This window comes from Limnohabitans sp., from assembly GCF_038134685.1.
GTDB lineage: Bacteria > Pseudomonadota > Gammaproteobacteria > Burkholderiales > Burkholderiaceae_C > Limnohabitans_A.
Map to the genome: position 1 here is coordinate 4,116 of NZ_JAYPVP010000024.1, position 20,852 is coordinate 24,967.

Consider the following 20,852-nt stretch of genomic DNA (forward strand, 5'->3'; position numbering starts at 1 on the left):
GAGCAGCGGACTTTTAATCCGTTGGTCGCAGGTTCGAATCCTGCACGTCCTACCACTCCAAAGTCGCCCGGCAGATGATATTTGCGGGTGATTTTTTTTGTCAGCCCGGCTGGCAAATGTTTGGGACGTTAGCTCAGTTGGTAGAGCAGCGGACTTTTAATCCGTTGGTCGCAGGTTCGAATCCTGCACGTCCTACCAGATACAGCCTGATGGTGTTTCGCCATCAGGCTTTTTTATTCTGTGCTCATGAATTTGCTCAGCTGACGATCCGCACCACGACAGGTCTTAGCTGTTTTCCACTTCCTGCAACTCTTCTGACAATTGAAGCCAGCGTTCCTCGAGAGCTGCCAGTTCATCGCCCAGTGCTTTGAGTCGGCGACCTGTGTCCGCGATGTCGGCCGGGGGCAGAGGGCTGCTCAGCTGTGCCTCCAGATCAGCTTTCTCCTTTTCGAGCCTGGGTATGCGCTGCTCGATGGTTTCCAGCTCCTTTTTCAGCGGGCGGGTCTGCGCGGCCAGTTGCTGGCGACGCTGGGCATCCTGTTTCCGTTGCTCGCCTGCGCTCAATGCAGGGGCTTGTGAAGCGGCTGGTGGAGCGACAGGTGTTTCAACAATAGGCATTGCTGTGGTCTTGCCTGGTTGTGCTGCAGATGCAGTTGTACCCGCCTTGGCTTCTTCGCGCAAACGCTTCGATTCCTCCAGCAGGTAACGCTGGTAGTCGTCCAGATCACCGTCAAAGGGTTCAACTTTGCCGCGACCCACCATCCAGAACTCGTCGCAGACGGCGCGCAGCAAGGCACGGTCGTGGCTGACCAGCATCACGGTGCCCTCGAACTCGTTGAGCGCCATCGACAGTGCTTCTCGTGTGGCTAGGTCCAGGTGGTTGGTCGGCTCGTCCAGCAGCAGCAAATTTGGGCGCTGCCACACGATCATGGCCAGCACCAGGCGGGCTTTTTCGCCGCCGCTCATGGTGCCCACGGCCTGCTTGACCATGTCGCCCGAGAAGTTGAAGGTGCCCAGGTAGTTGCGCAGGTCCTGCTCGCGGCTGGGTTCGCCGCTTTGCGGCCCGAGTTCCTTGGCCAGGCGGACCATGTGCTCGAGCGGGTTATCCTGCGGGTGCAGCACGTCAAGTTCCTGTTGGGCAAAGTAGCCGATGTTCAGGCCCTTGCCCTCTGTCAGCGTGCCGGCCAGTGCAGGCATGGTGCGGGCGATGGTTTTGACCAATGTCGATTTGCCCTGACCGTTGGCACCCAGAATGCCGATGCGCTGGCCTGCCAGCACCGACTTGCTCACGCCCTGCACGATGGTCTTGGGCGCGCCGTCAACCATGTAGCCAAAACTCGCCTCGCTGATGGCCAGCATGGGGTTGGGCAGGTTGTTCGGCTCCTTGAAGTCGAAGGTGAATTCGGCCTCGGCCAGCAGTGGCGCCACCTTCTCCATGCGCTCCAGGGCCTTGACGCGGCTCTGCGCCTGCTTGGCCTTGCTGGCCTTGGCCTTGAAGCGGGTGATGAACTTCTGCAGGTGCGCAATCTTGTCTTGCTGCTTGGCAAAGGCCGCCTGCTGCAGCTCCATCTGCTGCGCACGCAGGGTTTCAAACGCGCTGTAGTTGCCGCCGTAGCGCGTGAGCTTGGCGTGCTCGATGTGCAAGGTGACGTCGGTCACCGCGTCAAGGAACTCGCGGTCGTGGCTGATCACGATCATGGTGCCGCTGTAGCGCTGCAGCCAGGCTTCGAGCCAGACCAGGGCGTCCAGGTCCAGGTGGTTGGTCGGCTCGTCGAGCAACAAAATGTCGGACGGGCACATCAGCGCGCGCGCCAGTTGCAAGCGCATGCGCCAGCCGCCGGAGAAGCTGTTGACCGGCTTGCTTAGCTCGTCGACCCGAAAACCCAGACCCAGAATCAGCGCTTCGGCGCGGGGCAGGGCGTCGTGGTCACCCGCGTCCGCCAGGTCGGTGTAGACGTGGGCCATTTCCATGCCGTCGCCGCTGGCTTCGGCCGCCAACAGGCGTTGGCGCAACTCTGCCAGACGGGTGTCGCCTTCCAGTACAAACTCAGAGGCAGGCTGCTCGGTCTCGGGCATGTTCTGCGCCACCTGGGCCATGCGCCAGGCTTTGGGCATGTCGAAGTCGCCGCCGTCTTCATGCAGCGTGCCATTGAGCAGGGCAAACAGGGTGGACTTGCCTGCGCCATTGCGCCCGATCAGACCGACTTTCTCGCCAGGGTTGAGGGTGACCGAAGCCTGGTCCAGCAGCACTTTGGTGCCACGGCGCAGGGTGACGTTTTTAAGGGAGATCATTGAAAAATAAGACTGCGTAGGACGGGCCTCTGGCCGCGATTGATTGAAAAGCTGACGCCATCGCGGTCAAAGACCGCTCCTACAAAGTAAGAAGGGCTTGACGGGTCACCAGCAGCACCTGGTCGTCACCTGCGCTGGTGTCCAGCCAGGCGACTTCGAGTTGGGGGAAGGCCGCAACAAAGTGCGCCGCCTCGTTGCCGATTTCCAGCACCAGCACGGCATCCTCGCTCATGCGGCTGGGGGCATCCCTAAAGAGCTGGCGCACAAAGTCCATGCCGTCCAAGCCACCGGCCAGCGCCAGTTCGGGTTCTGCGCGGTACTCTGCAGGCAGCGCGTCCATGCTGGCCTGGCACACATAGGGCGGATTGCAGACGATCAGATCGAAGGGGCCCGGCAGGGCAGACAGGCCATCGCTTTGAATCAGCGTGATGCGGTCCTGCAAGGCGTGCCGATCCACGTTGATGCGGGCCACGGCCAGTGCATCGGGCGAAATGTCGGCCCCCGTCACCTGCACTTCCGGCCAGGCCAGCGCCGCCAGCACGGCCAGGCTGCCGTTGCCGGTGCACAGGTCCAGCACGCGGGTGGTCTGGTCGGACAACCAAGCGTCGATCGTGCCGTCGGCCAGCACCTCGGCGATCAGGCTGCGCGGCACGATGGCGCGCTCGTCCACATAAAAGGGTACGCCCTGCAGCCAGGCTTCGCGTGTGAGGTAGGCGGCAGGTTTGCGGGTGCGGATGCGTTCTTCGATCAAGGCCTGCACTTGCGCCTGCTGCTCCAGCGTGACCGCGCGTTCGTCGATCTCGCTGTCCAGCGGCAGGCCCAGGCGCCAGAGCACCAGCCACGCGGCTTCGTCGTGGGCGTTCAGGGTGCCGTGGCCGAAAGACACGCCCGCTTGCTCCAGCCGCTGTGCGCTGGCATTCACCAGTTGCAGCAGCGTCATGCGGACAACCCGGCGTTGAGGTTTTCAAGCGTGCGGCGGTAGATGGCCTTGAGCGGCGAGATGTCGCTCAGGGCGACATGCTCGTCCACCTTGTGGATGGTGGCGTTGGGCGGGCCAAACTCGATCACCTGCGGGCAGATCTGCGCGATGAAGCGGCCATCGCTGGTGCCGCCGGTGGTCGACAGCTCGGTGTTCAGGCCGGTTTCATCAAGAATCGCTTTCTGGATGGCGCCGACCAGTGTGCCCGGCGTGGTCAGGAAGGGCAGACCGCCAATGGTCCACTTCAGCTCGTACTGCAGACCGTGTTTGTCCAGCACGGCGGTCAGGCGCTGCTGCAGGCTTTCGGGCGTGGACTCGGTGCAGAAGCGGAAGTTGAAATCCACCACGCAGTCGCCCGGGATCACATTGCTTGCCCCGGTGCCCGCGTGGATGTTGCTGACCTGCCAGCTGGTGGGCGGGAAGAAATCGTTGCCCTCGTCCCAGCGGATGGCCACCAGCTCGGCCAGAGCAGGTGCCAGACGGTGGATGGGGTTGTCGGCCAGGTGCGGGTAGGCGATGTGGCCCTGCACGCCTTTGACCGTGAGCTTGCCGCTCATCGTGCCGCGGCGGCCGTTCTTGATCATGTCGCCAGTGCGTTCCACCGAGGTGGGCTCACCGACGATGCAAAACTGCGGTGCTTCGCCACGCGCTTTCAGTTTCTCGCAGACGATCACCGTGCCGTCCACGGCCGGACCTTCTTCATCGCTGGTCAGCAAAAAAGCGATGCCCAGGGCTGGGTCTGGTTCGGCGTCCAGAAATTCGCGTACGGCCACCACCATGGCGGCCAGGGACGTCTTCATGTCGCTGGCGCCACGGCCATAGAGCTTGCCATCGCGATGAGTCGGGGTGAACGGGTCACTGGTCCATTGCGCCAGAGGACCGGTGGGCACCACGTCAGTGTGGCCCGCAAAGGCCAGGGTCTGCCTGCTGCGACCGGGGCGATGCGCCCACAGGTTACGCACGCGGAAATCTTCGGGGCCAGAGTCCATGAACTCGCATTCGAAGCCTTGGGATTGCAAAAGCCCTGCGATCAAATCCATGCAGCCTGCGTCTTCGGGTGTGACGGAAGGGTGCGCGATCAGCAGTTCAGCCAGCTGCAGCGAGTCGTGACAAATTTCACTCATGTTCAGACCTTGTTCGGGTGCTGCCGTACAAAGCGGGCAATGCGCTCGGCCGCTTCCAGACACTCGGCAGTTTCGGCCACAAGCGCCATGCGCACGCGGCCGCGCCCGGGGTTGATACCGTTGAATTCCCGCGCCAGGTAACTGCCGGGCAACACGGTCACGTGCTCTTTTTCGTACAGCGCCTTGGCAAAAGCCGCGTCGTCACCCTGCCAGCCCGCAGGCACGCCGGCCCACAGGTAGAAGCTGGCGTCGGGCAGTTTCACATCCAGCACTTCGGCCAGCACGGGCGTGACCTGGGCGAACTTGGTGCGGTAGAGGTTGCGGTTGTCGACCACGTGCTGCTCCTCGCCCCAGGCAGCCACGCTGGCGGCCTGCACCACCGGGCTCATGGCGCTGCCGTGGTAGGTGCGGTACAGCAGAAACTGCTTGAGGAGGGCCGCGTCGCCCATCACAAAGCCACTGCGCAGGCCAGGCACATTGCTGCGTTTGGAGAGGCTGGTGAAGGCGATCAGCCGTTCAAAACCGCGGCCCAGCTTGGCCGCCGCTTCCAGACCGCCCAGGGGCGGCTCGTCACGGAAATAGATTTCGCTGTAGCACTCGTCCGAGGCGATCACAAAGCCGTGCTGGTCCGACAGGGCAAACAGCTTTTGCCATTCCGTCAGGGGCATGACCGCGCCCGTGGGGTTGCCCGGCGAGCAGACGAACACCAGCTGGGTGCGCGCCCAGACGTCGGCGCTCACGCTGTCCCAGTCCGGGGCGAAATTGCGCGTCGGGTCGCTGGGCACAAAGTGCGGCGTGGCCCCGGCCAGCAAGGCGGCGCCTTCATAGATTTGGTAGAAGGGGTTGGGGCTGACCACGGTGGCGCCCGCCCGGGTTGGGTCAATGACGGTTTGCGCCAATGAAAACAGCGCTTCACGCGAGCCCAGCACCGGCAGCACCTGGGTGGACGCATCCAATTTGAGGCCGTAGCGGCGCTCGACCCAGGCCGAGCAGGCCTGGCGCAGGGCGGGCTCGCCCGCAGTGGCGGGGTAACCGGCCAGGCCTGTCGCAAGCGTATCGGTCAGGGCTTGCATGATGAACGGCGGGGTGGCGTGCTTGGGTTCGCCAATGCCCAGGCTGATGTGGCGCTGGGTGGGGTTGGGCGTGACGCCGGCAAACAACTGGCGCAGCCGCTCAAAGGGGTAGGGCTGCAGCTTGGACAAAAGGGGGTTCATGGTCGCTGATTATCGGGCATGGCTGTCGGTTACCATTGACCTTTTACAGACAAATCGACTGCTGTGCGCCTCAATTCCATCAAGCTTTCCGGCTTCAAGTCCTTTGCCGAACCCACCAACATCATGGATGCCGTGCGCTGGGTGCTGGGCGAGTCCAAGGCGTCCGAGCTGCGTGGCGAGTCGATGCAGGACGTCATTTTCAATGGCACCACTACCCGCAAGCCGGCCAGTCGCTCCAGTGTGGAGCTGGTGTTCAGCAATGAAGATCATCGTGCGGGTGGCCAGTGGAGCCAGTTTGCCGAGATTGCGGTCAAGCGCGTGCTTACCCGTGATGGCAACAGCAGTTACTTCATCAACAACCAGCCTGTGCGTCGCCGTGACGTTCAGGACGTATTTTTAGGCACAGGCCTGGGCCCGCGCGCTTACGCCATCATCGGGCAAGGCACCATCAGCCGCATCATCGAGTCGCGTCCGGAAGAGCTGCGCCTGTTTCTGGAGGAGGCCGCGGGCGTCTCCAAGTACAAGGAACGTCGCCGCGAAACGGAAAACCGCCTGTCCGACACCCGCGAGAACCTGACCCGGGTCGAAGACATCCTGCGCGAACTCAACGCCAACCTCGAAAAGCTGGAAAAACAGGCCGAGGTCGCTGCACGCTACAACCAGTTGCAGGCCGACGGTACGCTCAAGCAGCACCAGCTGTGGTTCCTCAAGCGCCGCGAGGCTGAGGGGGATCAGGGCAAACTCAAGTCCGAGGTCGATCAGGCCATCAATGCGCTCGAATCGCGCATGGCCGATCTGCGCCATGTTGAGGCCGAGCTTGAAACCATCCGCCAGGCCCACTACGCGGCTGGCGATGAGGTGAACCAGGCTCAAGGCAAGCTTTATGAAGCCAGTGCCGAGGTGGGCAAGCTGGAAGCCGAAATCCGCTATGTGGTGGAAGGCCGCCAGCGCGCCGAGCAGCGCCTGGTCCAATTGCAAGAGCAAACCGCCCAATGGCAATTGCGCAGCCAGGAAGCCCAGGCCGAATTGGAGACCCTTGCAGAGCAAGCGGCCTTGACTGACGACCAGAGCATGACGCTGGCCGCTCAGGTCGAAGAGCAGGCCATGACCTTGCCCGACCTGGAAGATGCCTTGCGCCAGGCTCAGCAAAAGGCCATCGAACAGCGTGGCTCGGTGGTGCAGGTGCAGCAACAGATTCAAGTGCTGGCTGCCGAACAGCGCAACATTGACGAACAAAGCCGTCAGCTGGGCCAGCGCCGCGAGCGTTTGCAGACAGACCGCAACGCCCTGGCTGCACCTGACGAAAGCCGCCTGACCGAACTTCAGGAACAGCTGGCCATGGCCGAGGAGGCTGCTCAGGAGTCCAGTGCTCGTCTGGAAGACTTGCAGACCCAGGTACCCTTGCTGGACGAAGACCGCCGCACACGCCAGCAGCAAGTCAATGACGAGTCAGCGCGTCTGGCGGACTTGAGTGCTCGTATCGAAGCACTCAAAGCCCTTCAGGAAAAAGTGCGCACGGACGGCAAGCTCAAACCCTGGTTGGCCAAGCATGGCATGGATGGGTTGGAAGGTTTGTGGACTCGTCTGCACATCGAGTCCGGCTGGGAAAACGCACTGGAAGCGGCCTTGCGCGAACGCATGGGTGCGCTGGAGGTTTCCCGACTGGACATGGTCCGCGCTTTTGCCGGCGACGTGCCGCCCGCCAAGTTGTCGTTCTTTAACCTGCCCACAGCGGGTCAAACCAAAGCGCGCTCGGGCTTGCCTGCAGGCTGCCGTGCCCTGTCTGAATTGCTACGCATCAGCGATGCAGGCCTCTCTGCCCTACTTGGCGACTGGCTGCAGGGCAGCTACACCGCGCCCAGTCTGGCCGATGCGCTGGCCTGGCGCGAGCAGCTGCAGCCTGGCGAAGTGCTTTACGTGCAAACCGGTCATGCTGTGACCGCCCACAGCGTGAGTTTTTACGCGCAGGACTCCGAGCAATCGGGTTTGCTGGCGCGTGCGCAAGACATCGAAAACCTCGAAAAGCAGCAGCGTGCCCAGACCCTCATTGCCGAAGAAAGCCGTAACGCTTTGGTCAAGGCTGAAGCTGCCTATGCCGAGGCCTCCCAGCGTTTGCTCGGTGCCCGCCAGGAAGCCACCACCACGCAGGCCAAAGCCCACGAATTGCAGGTGCAAGTGCTGCGCCTGAGCCAGTTGGCCGAGCAGGCCCGTGCCCGCACCCAGCAAATTGAAGGTGATTTGGCAGAAGTTGATGCCTTGCTTGAAGAGCTGCAGGAACGCCGTGTGACGGCAGAAGGCCGCTTTGAAGAGCTGGACATGCAACTGGCCGACAGCCAGGAGCGAGAAGCTCAGCTGGGCGATCATGTGATCGAGGCCGAACGCAAGCTGGCGCAATGCAGAGAGCAACAACGCAGCCTGGAGCGCCAGGCGCAGGAAGCCCAGTTTGCCCAGCGCAGTTTGCAGGCGCGCGAAGGCGAACTCAAGCGCACCATAGAGACCGCGAGCCAGCAGGTTCTGTCCATTGCATCCGAGTCCGAGCGGGCCCAGGAAGAGCTCTCGCGTCTGTCAGATGCTGCGGCGCAAGGCGGCTTGCAGGATGCACTGAACCTCAAAATGGAGCGCGAGCAACAGTTGGGCGCCAAACGCAGTGCCTATGATGACCTGACCGCAAAGCTGCGCGCGAGCGACGAGCGGCGCGTGGCTTTTGAACGAGAGCTTGAGCCTCTGCGCCAGCGCATCACCGAACTTCAGCTCAAAGAGCAGGCCTCGCGCCTCGGCCTGGAGCAGTACACCCAGTTGCTGCAGGACGCCCAAGCGGACCTGGAGGCAGTGGCCAAATCCATCGAAGACGGCGAAGTACGTTTGTATGGCCTGCAAGGCGAAATTGATCGCCTGCACCGCGAGATGTCCGCCATGGGGCCGGTCAACCTGGCAGCCCTGGAAGAGTTGACCAGTGCACGCGAGCGCAAAACATTCCTCGATGCTCAAAGCGCTGACCTGACCGACGCGATGACTACGCTGGAAGACGCCATCCGCAAAATTGACGGTGAAACCCGCGAGCTGCTGGGGTCCACTTTCCACACCGTCAATCAGCACTTCGGGCGCATGTTCCCCGAGTTGTTTGGTGGCGGTCAGGCCAAGCTGGTCATGACGGGTGAAGAAATTCTGGACGCGGGTGTGCAGGTGCTGGCCCAGCCACCCGGCAAGAAAAACCAGACCATTCATTTGTTGTCCGGCGGCGAAAAAGCCCTCACGGCTATTGCGCTGGTGTTTGCCATCTTCCAGCTCAACCCGGCGCCGTTCTGTCTGCTCGATGAGGTTGACGCACCGCTTGACGATGCCAACACCGAGCGCTACGCCCGTCTGGTGGCGAGCATGGGCAAGGAAACGCAGTTCCTGTTCATCAGCCACAACAAGATCGCTATGGAAATGGCCGAACAGCTCATTGGTGTGACCATGCAGGAGCAGGGCGTTTCACGTATTGTGGCTGTGGATATGGAGTCGGCTGTGGGTATGGCCGAGACGGCCTGATTGATTCACGCAGGATGAACATGAGTTCTTTTCAACTGAGTTTGTTGGCCCTTGGGGGGCTGGTGTTGCTGGCAGTGTGGGGGTTTAACCTGTGGACTTCGCGTCGCAGTCGTCCACGCCAGGCGGTGGAGCAAAGTGTGGAGCCTGACGCCAGTGTCGAGGCGCCTGTTGCCAGCGAAGCTCCGGTAGAGCCGGTGCTGGAGGATGATTTCAGTCATTTGCCTTTACCCGAACGCAAACCAACCCTTGACCCACTGATCGACGTGGTGGCCAGCGTTGATGTTGATGGTGTTGTGTCCGGTGATGCAGCTTTGGCAGCGATGCCCAGCACACGCCGCATAGGCAGCAAAGCGTTCTTTGCAGAAGGTCTGAGCGAGTCTTCGGGACAATGGGAGCCGTTACTGCCGGGGCACCGGTACACTGGCTTTCAGGTGGGTATTCAACTGGCCAACCGACTTGGTGCGCTCAATGAAATCGAATTTTCCGAATTCGTTGTCAAATCACAGGCTTTTGCTGATGCCATCAATGCCTCTGTCAACTTCCCGGACATGCTGGAAGAGGTGGCGCGCGCGCGTGAACTTGACCAGTTTGCCAGTGCGCACGATGCACAGCTGAGCCTGACCTTGCATGCACGTTCTGCCGCCTGGAGCCCAGGCTATGTTCAGCAGCATGCGTCTCGCTTGGGTTTTGTGGCGGGCACCATGCCCGGGCGTATGGTCCTGTCAGCCCCTGTGCAAGGGTTGCCGCCCGTGCTGGCACTGAGTTTTGACATGCAAGCTGCCCTGGCCGAAGATCCGGACATGAGTGCAGTGCGTGCAGTTGTCCTCACTTTGGATGTGCCACAAGTCAGTCGCCAGGAACAGCCCTTTGAACGCTTGTGTCAGGTTGCACGCACGCTTGGAACAGAGATGGATGCTGTCTTGACCGATGGCGCCAACCAAATGCTCAGTGACGAAGCACTTGCTCAAATCGGGGTGGAGTTGCAAGGGCTGTACAACGCGCTCGATGAGCGAGAGTTATCAGCAGGCTCTGCCCAGGCACGTCGCTTGTTTTCCTGATTTCGCGGCCATGGTCAATCTGGATTTGTTTGCCGAGCCCGCAGGTGATGGGCCAGATGGCGCTGCCAGACAAGCCCATGATTTGCGCCAGCAACTCAGCCGTCACGCTTATCAGTACTACACGCTGGACGAGCCCCTTATTCCGGACGCTGAGTACGACCGCCTGTTCAAAGCCTTGCAGACTCTGGAGGCTGAGCATCCCGAGCTGATGACTGCAGACTCACCCACCCAGCGTGTGGGGGGGGTGGTGCTGGATGCTTTTGCCCAAGTCCGCCATGCGGTGCCCATGCTCAGCATTCGCACCGAAACCGACACTGAGGCCAGCGGTGCCGAAGCCTTTGATGCACGCATTCGCAAAGAGCTGGCTTTGGGCGAGGCCGATGCGCCGGTGGACTATGTGGCCGAGCTCAAGTTCGATGGCTTGGCCATGAGCCTGCGCTACGAGTCGGGTGTGCTGGTGCAAGCCGCCACCCGGGGCGATGGCGAGACGGGCGAAGACGTCACCCACAACGTTCGCACCATTGGCCAGATACCGCTGCGGCTGCCCGAGGACGCTCCTGCCGTGCTGGAAGTGCGCGGCGAGGTGTACATGCGCCGCGACGATTTTGAGGCCCTCAACGAACGCCAGCGCCAGCGCATTGCCGCCGGCGCCAAGGGCGAGAAAACCTTTGTCAATCCGCGCAACGCCGCTGCCGGCGCAGTGCGGCAGTTGGACTCCAAAATTGCAGCCGACCGACCCTTAAGCTTTTTTGCCTATGGTCTGGGCGAAGTGTCGGCTACTGCGCAACCCTTGTGGACCACGCACCATGCACTGCTCATGCAGCTGAAAGCCTGGGGCTTTCCGGTCGCCGAGCAAACGGCGGTGGTGCAGGGCGCAGCGGGGCTGGTGGCGTTTCACCAGCAGATTGCCCAGCTGCGTGATGCTTTGCCCTTCGACATTGACGGCGTGGTGTACAAAGTCAACGACCTGGCCTTGCAGCAGCGCCTGGGTTTTGTCACGCGCGAGCCGCGTTGGGCCGTAGCGCACAAATATCCGGCGCAGGAAATGATGACCGAGGTGCTGGCCATTGATGTGCAGGTCGGCCGTACCGGCAAGCTCACACCTGTGGCCAAGCTGGCTCCCGTGTTCGTCGGGGGCGTCACCGTCACCAATGCCACGCTGCACAACGAAGACGAAGCCCGTCGCAAGGACGTGCGTGTGGGCGACACCGTCATCGTGCGCCGCGCGGGTGATGTGATCCCCGAGGTGGTGTCAGTGGTGCAGGAAAAGCGCCTGCATGAATCGCAGATCTTCACCATGCCCCGCCACTGTCCGGTATGTGGCAGCGAAGCTGAGCGCGAAGAGGGCGAGGCGGACTACCGCTGCAGTGGCGGGCTGTTTTGCCCGGCACAGCGCAAGCAGGCCGTGCTGCATTACGCACAGCGCCGCGCCATGGATGTGGAAGGCCTGGGGGACAAGCTGGTCGAGCAGCTGGTGGACTCCGGTCGTGTGCAGACCCTGCCGGATTTGTATCGATTGCAGCTGCAGGATCTCGCAGACATGGATCGGATGGCTGAAAAGTCTGCGCAAAACCTGCTCGACGCTTTACAGCAATCCAAGCACACCACCTTGCCACGCTTCCTGTTTGGCCTGGGCATTCGCCATGTGGGCGAGGCCACGGCCAAAGAGCTGGCCCGACACTTCGGGCAGCTTCAAGCCATCATGGACGCCAGCGAAGACGCGCTGCTGCAAGTGGCCGACATTGGCCCCATCGTGGCCCACAGCCTGCACACTTTTTTTGCACAAGCTCACAACCGTGAGGTGGTCCAGTCCTTGCGCGAGGCCGGCGTCACTTGGCCTGAGGGCGAAGCCCTGGCGCCCACCGAAATGCCCCTGGCGGGTTTGACGGTGGTGCTGACCGGCACCTTGCCCAGCATGGGCCGCGATGAAGCCAAAGACAAACTCGAGGCCCTTGGGGCCAAGGTGGCGGGCTCGGTCAGCAAGAAAACCAGCTGTGTGGTGGCTGGCGCCGAGGCGGGCAGCAAGCTTGAAAAAGCCCAGGCCCTGGGCGTGCCTGTGCTGGACGAAGAGGGCTTGCTGCGCCTGCTTACAGACGGGCCAGACGCGCTAAAGCCAGCTTGAGGGTTTCTTCCTTCTTGGCGAAACAAAAGCGGATCACGTTCTGGTCAAAACCATTGCCGTAGAAGGCTGACAGCGGAATGGCGGCCACGCCTACTTCACTGGTGAGCCATTTGCAGAACTCGGCTTCGCCCAGGTTTTTCTCGGGCACCGACAGACCTGAAATGTCCACGCATTGAAAGTAGGTGCCTTCGCCGGGCAGTAAGCGGAACTTGGTGCCCTCGAGGCCCTGGCGGAACAAGTCGCGCTTGCGTTGGTAGAAGGCTGGCAGCTCCAGGTAGGGCTTGGGGTCGGCCATGTAGCGGGCCAGCCCGTGCTGCATCGGCGTGTTCACGGTGAACACATTGAACTGGTGCACCTTGCGAAACTCGTGGCTCAGGCTGGCAGGGGCCGCCACCGTGCCCACTTTCCAGCCGGTGACGTGGTAGGTTTTGCCAAAGCTCGACACGATGAAGGCGCGTGCAGCCAAGCCCTCAAATTGTGCAGCACTCCAATGCTGCAGCGGGGCGTAGACCATGTGCTCGTAAACCTCGTCCGAGATCAGTAGCACATTCGTTGGCGCCAGAATGTCCTGCAGACGCAGCATGTCTTCGCGGCTCCAGACCATGCCGCTGGGGTTGTGGGGCGAGTTGATGATCAGGGCCCGCGTCTTGGGCGTGATGGCTGCGGCCAGCTTGTCAAAGTCCGGTCTGAAGGAGCCCGGCACCAAAGGCACGCGCACCGGTATACCACCCGCCAGCTCAATGTTCGGCACATAGCTGTCATAGCAGGGCTCGAGCACGATGACTTCGTCACCCGCGTGCACGGTGGCCAGGATGATGGTCAGGATCGCCTGTGTGGCCCCGGCCGTCACAGTGATCTCGCTGACCGGGTCGTAGCGGCGGCCGTACAACGCTTCGATCTTGGCGCTCACAGCTTCACGCAAGGGCGCTACACCGGTCATGGGCGGGTATTGGTTAAGCCCTTCGCGCATGGCAGCGGTCACGCCGTCCACCAGTTTGGGGTCGCAATCGAAGTCCGGAAAGCCCTGACCCAGGTTGACCGCCTGCTTTTCGGCGGCCAGCGCCGACATGACGGTGAAGATGGTCGTGCCGATGTGGGGTGTCTTGGACGGGAATGAAGGCGTGCGTGCGGTCATGGTCACGAAAGGCTCAAAGAGGAATCAAAGCTCGTAATCGGCCACATGGCCGGTCATGGCGCGTTCAATCAGGGCAGGGGTCAGGCGTTCGCTGAGCATATGGGCAAATTCGTAGACGAAGTTTCGCAGATAAGCGCCTTTCTTGAAGGCAATGCGTGCAACGTTCTTGCCCAGCAACTGGCCCAGCGGTCGGGTCACCAAGCCCTTCATCTGACTTTGTTCGACCGCCATTTCGGCCACGATGCCGATGCCCAGGCCCAAGCGTACATAGGTCTGGATCACATCGGAGTCGATGGCTTCCAGCGCAATGCGTGGGCTGAGCTGTTTTTGTGCAAAGGCCTGGTCAATACGCGTGCGGCCAGTGAAGGAGGGGTGGTAGGTGATGAGCGGATGTTCGGCCAGATCCTCCAGGCTCAGGCGGGTTTTGCTGGCCAGGGGGTGCTCTGCAGGCAGCACCAGCACGTGCTGCCACTCATACACTGGCAGGGTGACAAGCTCGTCATACTTGGCCAGCGACTCGGTGGCCATCCCGATTTCGGCGACATCGTTGATCAGCATTTGCGCCACCTGATCAGGCGCCCCCTGGTGCAGGCTGATGTTCACATGCGGGTATTTCTCGCGCAGGCTGGCCACGCGTGTGGGAAGTACATAACGGGCCTGGGTGTGGGTGGTGGCAATGCTCAGGGTGCCGCTGTCTTGCTGGCTGAATTGCTCGCCAATGCGCTTGAGGTTGCCCACTTCGCGCATGATGATCTCGATGCTTTTGAGCACATGTTGGCCCGGCTCGGTCACGCGCTTGAGGCGCTTGCCGTGGCGGGCAAAGATGTCAATGCCCAGCTCTTCTTCCAGCTCGATGATGGCTTTGGACACCCCGGGCTGCGATGTGTGCAGGGCCTTGGCCGCCTCGGTCAGGTTCAGGTTGCGGCGCACGGCCTCCTGAACAAACTTGAATTGATGAAGATTCATGGCGTTTTACATATGTGCAACGCCATCATTATCGCTTTAAGTTTTATGAGGAAGGCCCTGCAGGGCCAATCGGGCCAGCAATTCGGTCACCGGTGCCTGCTCGCCCACCGCGCTTTGCCAGTGCAGACGCAAGCCAGGATGCGCTGCCAGCAAGGCCTCGTTCAGGCGCGGCAGGTCCTGGCGCACGTGCCCGCCCAGGCCCAGGAACATGGGCAGGACATGAATATCGGTATAGCCCTGCGCGCACAAGTCGTCCACACAGGTCCCCAGATCAGGGGCGGTGTGCTCCAGGTAAGCCGTGCGTACGGTGGCTTGCGGGTCGAGCGCGCGGGCGTGTCGGGCCACGGCCTCGATCGGCGCAGACCAATGCGCGTCGCGTGAGCCATGGGCCAGCAGCACCACTGCAGAACGGGGCAAACTTGCACAAGCGTTCATCGTCTTAATACCAACCACCAAAACGTGCCCAAAGAGACCAGGCTGTACATCAAAGCCGGAGCAGCTGCAGTCAGCCAGGGGGTCCATTCGCTCAATGCACCCATGAACCCGAATACATTGTTGAGCAGGGCAAAACTGATGCCGGCCAACACACCGGCAAAGACGTGGCCAGCGATCTGACCCGAGCGGAAATGCAAGTAGGCGAAAGGCAAGGCCAGTGACAACATCACCAGGCAACTGACGGGGTAGAACACCTTGCGCCAGAACTCGATCTCATAGATCTGCGCATTTTGCTGGTTGGCCTTGAGGTGGCGCATGTAGGTGTAAAGATCCAGCGTACGCATGCGATCAGGGCTCAGCAGAGCAGAAGCCACCATGGCCGAGCTGATGGCTGTGGGCCAGCGCAACTCTGGCACCATGCGCGGCTCAAGGTTCATGCTGTCAGGCCGGTTGTGCTGCAGCTGCTGGCTGCTTGCCTTGTGCAGCTGCCATGCGCCATCGGAAATGATGGCACTCTCGGCACGGGTCACCGACAGGAGGCGACCCTGAGCGTTGAATTCATGGATACGTACATCGCGCAGGGTCTCGTTGCCGTCAAGAGCGCGCACATTGATGGCGTACTGCCTTTCACCCTGCTTTTCCTTGAGCCAGGCCCCCGTCTGGCCGACGCTGATGGCGCCCTGAAATCGTGCCTTGAGCAGCTGGGCATGCTTGTCGGTGAAGGGCGCAATATAGTCCCCCATGACAAAGGTCAGCGAGATGAACACCAGTCCCACCTGAAACAACACCATCAAGGCGCGCCATGGGCCCAATCCGCCCGTGCGCAAGATGGTGAATTCAGAGCTTTGGGCCAGACGTGCCATCACGAAGATGGAGCCGATCAACACCGAAATGGGCAACAACTCGTAAATGTGTGTCGGGCTTTTCAGGGCGACATAGAGCAAGGCGTGCTGCAGCTGGTAACCCACGGCGGCCAGTCGGTTCAGGGTTTGCAGTTCGTCGACCAGGTCGAAAAAAGCAAACAAGGACAAGAAGCCCAGCAGCACAAACCCGACGGTGCGCAGCACCTCGCGATGCAGAAGTCGGCGAACGGTTTTCATCCCTGGCTCCCCGTTGCGGGTCTACGCCACAGGTAGCGCAGGTGCCACTGCTGGTGACGCAAGGTCAGCCAGACCAGAGCCATCACGGCAACGCCGCCATGCAAACCCAGCATGAAGGCCAGCGGCTGCATCTTGCCATTGGCAATCCAGCTCTGTCCCACGTTGATCATGTTGTAGTACACCACGAACACCAGCAAGGCCAGGGCAAAGGGCATGCTTCGACCCGCGCGTGGGTTGACGTGCGTCATGGCCAGTCCCAGCGTCAACAACACCATGCCAGACAAACCCAGACCGATGCGCCAGGACAACTCGCCAAGATTGACAGGGGTGGGGGCCTTGATCAACTCCCAGGTGGACAGCAATTTGCTGGTGCCACTGGCGCTGGATACGCTCAGGTTGCTGTCGATCAGCAGCTCGTAGTCTTCAAACTGGGTCAGGCGGCTCTCGCCATCAGGCAGGCGCAACAATTGCTGGCCATGGCGCAGTACCAGATAACGGTCAGGACCACGCCAGAGCACCTGTCCCTGGCTTGCACTGGTCACCGATTCCTGACCACCGTCCAGGCTGTAGACGAAGACATTCGTGCCCTCTGTCTGGCTTTGGCTGTCCTTGTCAATGAAAAACACGCGCTTGCCACCGGCCGACTCCTGGAACTGGCCCGGCGCCACGCGTTCGACATCGTTGCGTTTTTGGTAGCGCTCTTTCAGCTCCTCGATCTGCTGGTTGCTCCAGGGCCAAACCCAGATCGCCAGACATGCAATCGTCAGCAATATGGGCCAGGCAAAACGCAACAACGGGCGCAAAAAGCCGGCCAGCCCTTGGCCACTGGACAGCCAGATGACCATTTCACTGTCGGCGTACATCCGTGAAAGGGTGGCCACGACCGACACAAACAGGCTCAGCGACAAAATGGTGGTGAGTTGGCTGAGCACGCTCAAGCCCATCAGCAACATGACCTCCGAAGGGTTGACCGTGCCACGGCTGGCCTGACCCAGCGTGCGGATCAGCACAATCGTCATGACGATGGTGATCAGCACCACGACGGTGGCCCCAAAGTGGCGTGACAAATCCTTGCGGATGGCGGAATGGAATAACATTGACAGCAAAGGAAAAACGCAATTATGAACGTCCAGCTACTTGATCGCACACTTGATAAATGTTTTTCGGAAAACGTTGACGCTTTGGTGGTGATGTATGGCCTTGAATTCAAGCCCGGCAAAGACCCCTTAAGCCAGTTGGTCCAAGAAGCCATCCGAAAGGGTGACTTTGAAGTCAAACCCGGCAAAGTGCTCCAGTTGTATGGTGTGCCTGGCATCAAAGCTCGCAGAGTGGTCTTATGCAGTGCCATGACCTTGCACCGTGGTGACCTGGCACCTGCCGTCTCTGGTGTGTGGAGTGCGTTGCGCGAGGCCAAAGTCGAGCGCATGGTTTGGCACGCTGTGGATGGCTGGGACGACGCATCGCTCTACAGTGTGGCCACTTTGCTGGCGGAGCAAAGTTATGTTTACACCACAACACTGAGCAGCCCCAAAACGCGCAGTCTGAGCAGCATCAGTCTGAGCATGCAAGGCGCAAGTGCCGACCTCCAAGCGTCGGTTGCGCGTGCCCAAGCCTGTATTGCCGGTATTGAATTGGCCAAAGAATGGGCCAACCGCCCCAGCAACCATGCAACACCCACCATGCTCGCAGGGGTGGCCCAAAAGCTGGCCAAGCACAAAAACATCCAGTGCGAAGTGCTGGGTCCCAAAGAGGTCGCCAAACTCAAGATGGGCGCATTCCTCTCGGTGGCCAAAGGCGCGGTTGAGCCCCTGCGCTTTATTGTGCTGCGCTACAACGGCGGCCCCGCCAAACAAGCACCGGTGGTGCTGATTGGCAAAGGCATCACTTTCGATACCGGCGGCATCTCGCTCAAGCCCGGCGAGGGCATGGACGAGATGAAATACGACATGGGCGGCGCCGCCAGTGTGCTGGGCACCTTCGAGGCCCTGGCCCGGCTGCAGCCCCGCCTCAATGTGGTGGGCCTGATTCCGGCCACTGAAAACATGCCAGACGGCCAGGCCACCAAGCCCGGTGATGTGGTCACCAGCATGAGCGGGCAGACCATCGAGATCCTCAACACCGACGCAGAAGGGCGCCTGGTGCTGTGCGATGCCATGACGTATGCCGAGCGCTTCAAGCCACGTGCCGTGGTGGACATTGCCACTTTGACGGGCGCCTGCGTGATTGCTCTGGGACATGTCCGTTCCGGCCTCTACGCCAACGACGACCCCTTGGGCCAAGCCCTGCTCAATGCGGGCGAGTCCTGCGGTGATCTGTGCTGGCGCATGCCCCTGGACGAAGCCTATGCCGAGGGACTCAAAACCAAATTTGCCGATGTGGCCAATGTGGCTGGCCGACCCGGTGGATCCATCACCGCGGCCAAGTTTTTGCAACGCTTCGGGCGCGAATACGCCTGGGCGCATCTGGACATTGCCGGCACCGCCTGGCGCTCAGGTGCAGCCAAGGGTGCCACAGGCCGACCTGTCGGCTTGCTGGTGCATTACCTGCTGCAGGAACAGTTGCCCGACTTGCCTGCGCCCCGTAAACGCACTAGCCGTACACGCGCATGAGCGTTTCTGTCGAGTTCCACTTCAACGTGCCTGACCGGCTGAACTACACCGCACGCTTGCTGCGTAAAGCCCACGGCATGGGTTTGCGATCCGCGGTGGTGGGAGAGTCGGGCTTGTTGCAACGCTTGAGCGAGCAGCTTTGGACCGTGGGACAGCTCGACTTCATCAGCCACTGCACCGACCAGGCTGACGCAAGCATGCAGCAACACTCCAGCATCCTGATGGGGCAGGGGACCGATGCCATGCAAGGGCGCTCGGTACTGGTCAATTTGGGGGACGACGTACCCCAAAATTTTGACGGCTTTGCCCGTTTGATTGAAATTGTGGATGCAGACCCGGCGCACCGCCAGATGGCGCGCAACCGCTGGCGCAGCTACCAGGCGCAAGGACACAGCCTGGTGCAGCACGACTTCCAGAAAAAGGACACGCCATGAGCTCAACCGCCGCCACAGACAGCAATGCACCTCCTGTCAACGCCATTCCGACCTTGTCAGATGCCGTGCCTGCAGCCCAGGTACCGCAGGCCCTGCAGGCCGTGCTCCAGGGGCGCTTGGCCGAAAAAGCCCAGCTCGATGAAATGGCCGTGCACCTTTTGGAGCAGCTGCGCCCCCAAGTTGAGCAAATGGTCACGCTAACAGTGCGCAGCGCCTTGCGCTCGGCCTGGCTGGAGCGTGCTCAAAAATACAACGATTTGTCGCCACTCATTGATGATGCGCACGATCGTGCGATTTAGGTTTTTCCCCTAGGAAAAACCTGGCATGAATCGTGTATCGTTCTGGCTTGCTTAATTGAAGCAAGTCCTTTCTTCGGAGTGTTTATGAAGATGAAATTCAAAGTTTCTGCCCTGGCAGCCCTGACCCTGATTTCCGCTGGCGCCATCGCCCAGGAAGTGGTCAAAATTGGTCACGTTGGCCCCGTCAGCGGCGCCATCGCCCACCTGGGTAAAGACAACGAAAGCGGTGCCCGTCTGGCCATCGAAGAACTCAATGCCAAAGGCATCAAGATTGGTGGCAAAGCCGTCAAGTTCGAGCTGATCGCTGAAGACGATGCTGCTGACCCCAAGCAAGGCACTGCAGCCGCTCAAAAGCTGGTGGACTCCAAAGTCAACGGCGTGATCGGTCACCTGAACTCCGGCACCACCATTCCTGCTTCCAAGATCTACTCTGACGCAGGCATCCCCCAGGTTTCTCCCTCTGCCACCAACCCCAAGTACACCCGCAACGGCTACAAGACCGCTTTCCGCGTGGTGGCTGACGACGTGCATCTGGGCGGCACCCTGGGCCGTTACGCTGTGAACACCCTCAAGGGCAAATCCATTGCCGTGATCGACGACCGCACCGCTTACGGTCAAGGCGTCGCTGAAGAATTCGAAAAAGCTGTCAAGGCTGCTGGCGGCAAGCTGGTTGGCCACGAATTCACCACCGACAAAGCCACCGATTTCATGGCCATCCTGACCACCCTGAAGGCCAAGAAGCCTGATGTCGTGTTCTTCGGTGGTATGGACGCCGTTGCCGGCCCCATGCTGCGCCAGATGAAGGCCCTGGGCATCAACGCCAAATTCATGGGCGGCGACGGCATCTGTACCGCTGACCTGGCCAAGCTGGCTGGCGACGCCATGGCCGACAACCAGGTCTACTGCGCTGAAGCAGGTGGTGTGGAAGGCGCCCAGAAAAAAGGCATGGACGACTTCAAAGCCCGCTTCAGCAAGCGCTTCGGCTACGACGTGCAGATCTACGCTCCCTACGTGTATGACGCCGTCAACGTGATGGCCGACGCCATGGTGCGTGCTGGCTCTGCCCAACCCGCCAAGTACTTGCCTGAGCTGGCCAAGAGTAACTACAAAGGCGTGACCGGCACCATCGCCTTTGACGAGAAGGGTGACATCAAGAACGGCGCCCTGACCATGTTCACCTACAAAGGTGGCAAGCGCAGCGAAATCGCCGTGGTGCGTTAATTCGCACGGTTGAAAAGGTCACCTGAAAGGGTGACCCTTCAAAACAAAAAAAGCCTGCAAGAAATTGCAGGCTTTTTTCTTGATGCAGAAATTTTGGGGGACTGGATAGGGGTAGCCAAGAAAAAAAGCGCCCGAAGGCGCTTGTTTTCTAGTGATTTGGCGGAGCAGGCGGGATTCGAACCCGCGGTGGGCTATTAACCCACACACGCTTTCCAGGCGTGCGACTTAAACCACTCATCCACCGCTCCGAAGCCCTGCATTCTAGCAGTGAAATGGGGCTGTTTTCGGGCGGCGTGGTGCGGGTGGTTGTTGTTTGATGACCAATTTCTCGCG

At 60.8% G+C, this 20,852-nt stretch carries 16 protein-coding genes and 3 tRNA genes (1 of these 19 only partly in view); 9 read left to right on the forward strand and 10 right to left on the reverse strand.

What is annotated here, in order from left to right; translation table 11 throughout:
* Together AAFM15_RS09940 and AAFM15_RS09945 are read left to right on the forward strand one after the other, a co-directional pair.
* Positions 1–55 (forward strand) — tRNA-Lys (locus tag AAFM15_RS09940) (it extends 121 nt beyond the left edge of the window).
* Positions 56–122: 67 nt separating this feature from the next.
* A tRNA-Lys gene (locus AAFM15_RS09945) sits at positions 123–198 on the forward strand.
* An 87-nt stretch (positions 199–285) separates the two neighbouring features.
* Here the strand turns inward: AAFM15_RS09945 and AAFM15_RS09950 are convergent.
* From AAFM15_RS09950 to dapC, 4 genes are all read right to left on the reverse strand, one after another.
* Entirely contained in the window at positions 286–2,292 is a 2,007-nt protein-coding gene (locus tag AAFM15_RS09950) for an ATP-binding cassette domain-containing protein (RefSeq protein ID WP_341686561.1), read from the reverse strand.
* Positions 2,293–2,371: 79 nt separating this feature from the next.
* Positions 2,372–3,232: a 50S ribosomal protein L3 N(5)-glutamine methyltransferase gene (prmB, locus tag AAFM15_RS09955; RefSeq protein WP_341686562.1), complete on the reverse strand. Its 861-nt coding sequence runs from the start codon at positions 3,230–3,232 to the stop codon at positions 2,372–2,374.
* Complete coding sequence (gene dapE / locus AAFM15_RS09960; RefSeq protein WP_341686563.1) at positions 3,229–4,395, reverse strand: succinyl-diaminopimelate desuccinylase; 1,167 nt, start codon at positions 4,393–4,395, stop codon at positions 3,229–3,231. The genes prmB and dapE overlap by 4 nt, the downstream gene beginning before the upstream one ends.
* Before the next feature lie 2 nt (positions 4,396–4,397).
* Positions 4,398–5,609, reverse strand: a complete 1,212-nt coding sequence (gene dapC / locus AAFM15_RS09965; protein WP_341686564.1) for a succinyldiaminopimelate transaminase — start codon at positions 5,607–5,609, stop codon at positions 4,398–4,400.
* 63 nt (positions 5,610–5,672) lie between these two features.
* Here dapC and smc point away from each other — a divergent pair, with 63 nt between their 5' ends.
* Genes smc through ligA form a run of 3 tightly spaced genes read left to right on the forward strand, consistent with a single transcriptional unit; the run spans position 5,673 to position 12,320 of the window.
* Positions 5,673–9,140 (forward strand): chromosome segregation protein SMC, encoded by a 3,468-nt coding sequence (smc, locus tag AAFM15_RS09970; protein WP_341686565.1) that lies wholly within the window; start codon positions 5,673–5,675, stop codon positions 9,138–9,140.
* A 20-nt stretch (positions 9,141–9,160) separates the two neighbouring features.
* Positions 9,161–10,198: a cell division protein ZipA C-terminal FtsZ-binding domain-containing protein gene (locus tag AAFM15_RS09975; protein ID WP_341686566.1), complete on the forward strand. Its 1,038-nt coding sequence runs from the start codon at positions 9,161–9,163 to the stop codon at positions 10,196–10,198.
* Positions 10,199–10,208: 10 nt separating this feature from the next.
* Positions 10,209–12,320: an NAD-dependent DNA ligase LigA gene (gene ligA, locus AAFM15_RS09980; protein WP_341686581.1), complete on the forward strand. Its 2,112-nt coding sequence runs from the start codon at positions 10,209–10,211 to the stop codon at positions 12,318–12,320.
* On the opposite strand, the gene AAFM15_RS09985 is transcribed toward ligA, so the two are convergent.
* From AAFM15_RS09985 to lptF, 5 genes are read right to left on the reverse strand one after another with little or no spacing between them, the layout of a single operon-like run.
* Positions 12,286–13,455, reverse strand: coding sequence for a pyridoxal phosphate-dependent aminotransferase (locus AAFM15_RS09985; RefSeq protein ID WP_341686582.1), 1,170 nt, complete (start codon positions 13,453–13,455; stop codon positions 12,286–12,288). The genes ligA and AAFM15_RS09985 overlap by 35 nt on opposite strands.
* A gap of 24 nt (positions 13,456–13,479) precedes the next feature.
* A complete protein-coding gene (locus AAFM15_RS09990) occupies positions 13,480–14,421 on the reverse strand; it encodes a CysB family HTH-type transcriptional regulator (protein ID WP_341686567.1) in 942 nt (313 codons plus the stop codon).
* A gap of 36 nt (positions 14,422–14,457) precedes the next feature.
* Positions 14,458–14,838, reverse strand: a complete 381-nt coding sequence (locus AAFM15_RS09995; protein ID WP_341686568.1) for a CbiX/SirB N-terminal domain-containing protein — start codon at positions 14,836–14,838, stop codon at positions 14,458–14,460.
* Between the two features lie 14 nt (positions 14,839–14,852).
* Entirely contained in the window at positions 14,853–15,956 is a 1,104-nt protein-coding gene (gene lptG, locus AAFM15_RS10000; protein WP_341686569.1) for an LPS export ABC transporter permease LptG, read from the reverse strand.
* The gene (gene lptF, locus AAFM15_RS10005; RefSeq protein ID WP_341686570.1) at positions 15,953–17,053 is read right to left on the reverse strand and encodes an LPS export ABC transporter permease LptF; all 1,101 of its coding nucleotides are present in this window, start codon (positions 17,051–17,053) and stop codon (positions 15,953–15,955) included. Before lptF ends, lptG begins: the two co-directional genes overlap by 4 nt.
* 24 nt (positions 17,054–17,077) lie before the next feature.
* On the opposite strand from lptF, the gene AAFM15_RS10010 reads away from it, so the two are divergent.
* The 4 genes from AAFM15_RS10010 to AAFM15_RS10025 all read left to right on the forward strand — a co-directional run bounded on the left by AAFM15_RS10010 (position 17,078) and on the right by AAFM15_RS10025 (position 20,519).
* A complete protein-coding gene (locus AAFM15_RS10010) occupies positions 17,078–18,565 on the forward strand; it encodes a leucyl aminopeptidase (protein ID WP_341686571.1) in 1,488 nt (495 codons plus the stop codon).
* Positions 18,562–18,999 carry a DNA polymerase III subunit chi gene (locus AAFM15_RS10015; RefSeq protein ID WP_341686572.1) on the forward strand — a complete coding sequence of 146 codons (438 nt, stop codon included), beginning with the start codon at positions 18,562–18,564 and terminating at the stop codon, positions 18,997–18,999. The genes AAFM15_RS10010 and AAFM15_RS10015 overlap by 4 nt, the downstream gene beginning before the upstream one ends.
* Positions 18,996–19,298, forward strand: a complete 303-nt coding sequence (locus AAFM15_RS10020) for a hypothetical protein (protein ID WP_341686573.1) — start codon at positions 18,996–18,998, stop codon at positions 19,296–19,298. The genes AAFM15_RS10015 and AAFM15_RS10020 overlap by 4 nt, the downstream gene beginning before the upstream one ends.
* Before the next feature lie 84 nt (positions 19,299–19,382).
* On the forward strand, positions 19,383–20,519 hold the full coding sequence (locus AAFM15_RS10025; protein WP_341686574.1) for a branched-chain amino acid ABC transporter substrate-binding protein: 1,137 nt from the start codon (positions 19,383–19,385) through the stop codon (positions 20,517–20,519).
* A 157-nt stretch (positions 20,520–20,676) separates the two neighbouring features.
* Here the strand turns inward: AAFM15_RS10025 and AAFM15_RS10030 are convergent.
* Positions 20,677–20,767 (reverse strand) — tRNA-Ser (locus AAFM15_RS10030).
* Between the last annotated feature and the right edge of the window lie 85 nt (positions 20,768–20,852).

Excerpts from the sequence above, each read along its gene's own strand:
- AAFM15_RS09990 (WP_341686567.1), bottom strand. The coding sequence starts at position 14,421 with ATGAATCTTCATCAATTCAAGTTTGTTCAGGAGGCCGTGCGCCGCAAC.
- dapE (WP_341686563.1), bottom strand. The coding sequence starts at position 4,395 with ATGAGTGAAATTTGTCACGACTCGCTGCAGCTGGCTGAACTGCTGATC.
- AAFM15_RS10010 (WP_341686571.1), top strand. The coding sequence starts at position 17,078 with ATGAACGTCCAGCTACTTGATCGCACACTTGATAAATGTTTTTCGGAA.
- lptF (WP_341686570.1), bottom strand. The coding sequence starts at position 17,053 with ATGTTATTCCATTCCGCCATCCGCAAGGATTTGTCACGCCACTTTGGG.
- dapC (WP_341686564.1), bottom strand. The coding sequence starts at position 5,609 with ATGAACCCCCTTTTGTCCAAGCTGCAGCCCTACCCCTTTGAGCGGCTG.
- AAFM15_RS10020 (WP_341686573.1), top strand. The coding sequence starts at position 18,996 with ATGAGCTCAACCGCCGCCACAGACAGCAATGCACCTCCTGTCAACGCC.
- AAFM15_RS10015 (WP_341686572.1), top strand. The coding sequence starts at position 18,562 with ATGAGCGTTTCTGTCGAGTTCCACTTCAACGTGCCTGACCGGCTGAAC.
- ligA (WP_341686581.1), top strand. The coding sequence starts at position 10,209 with ATGGTCAATCTGGATTTGTTTGCCGAGCCCGCAGGTGATGGGCCAGAT.
- AAFM15_RS10025 (WP_341686574.1), top strand. The coding sequence starts at position 19,383 with ATGAAGATGAAATTCAAAGTTTCTGCCCTGGCAGCCCTGACCCTGATT.
- AAFM15_RS09985 (WP_341686582.1), bottom strand. The coding sequence starts at position 13,455 with ATGACCGCACGCACGCCTTCATTCCCGTCCAAGACACCCCACATCGGC.
- prmB (WP_341686562.1), bottom strand. The coding sequence starts at position 3,232 with ATGACGCTGCTGCAACTGGTGAATGCCAGCGCACAGCGGCTGGAGCAA.
- AAFM15_RS09950 (WP_341686561.1), bottom strand. The coding sequence starts at position 2,292 with ATGATCTCCCTTAAAAACGTCACCCTGCGCCGTGGCACCAAAGTGCTG.
- lptG (WP_341686569.1), bottom strand. The coding sequence starts at position 15,956 with ATGAAAACCGTTCGCCGACTTCTGCATCGCGAGGTGCTGCGCACCGTC.
- AAFM15_RS09975 (WP_341686566.1), top strand. The coding sequence starts at position 9,161 with ATGAGTTCTTTTCAACTGAGTTTGTTGGCCCTTGGGGGGCTGGTGTTG.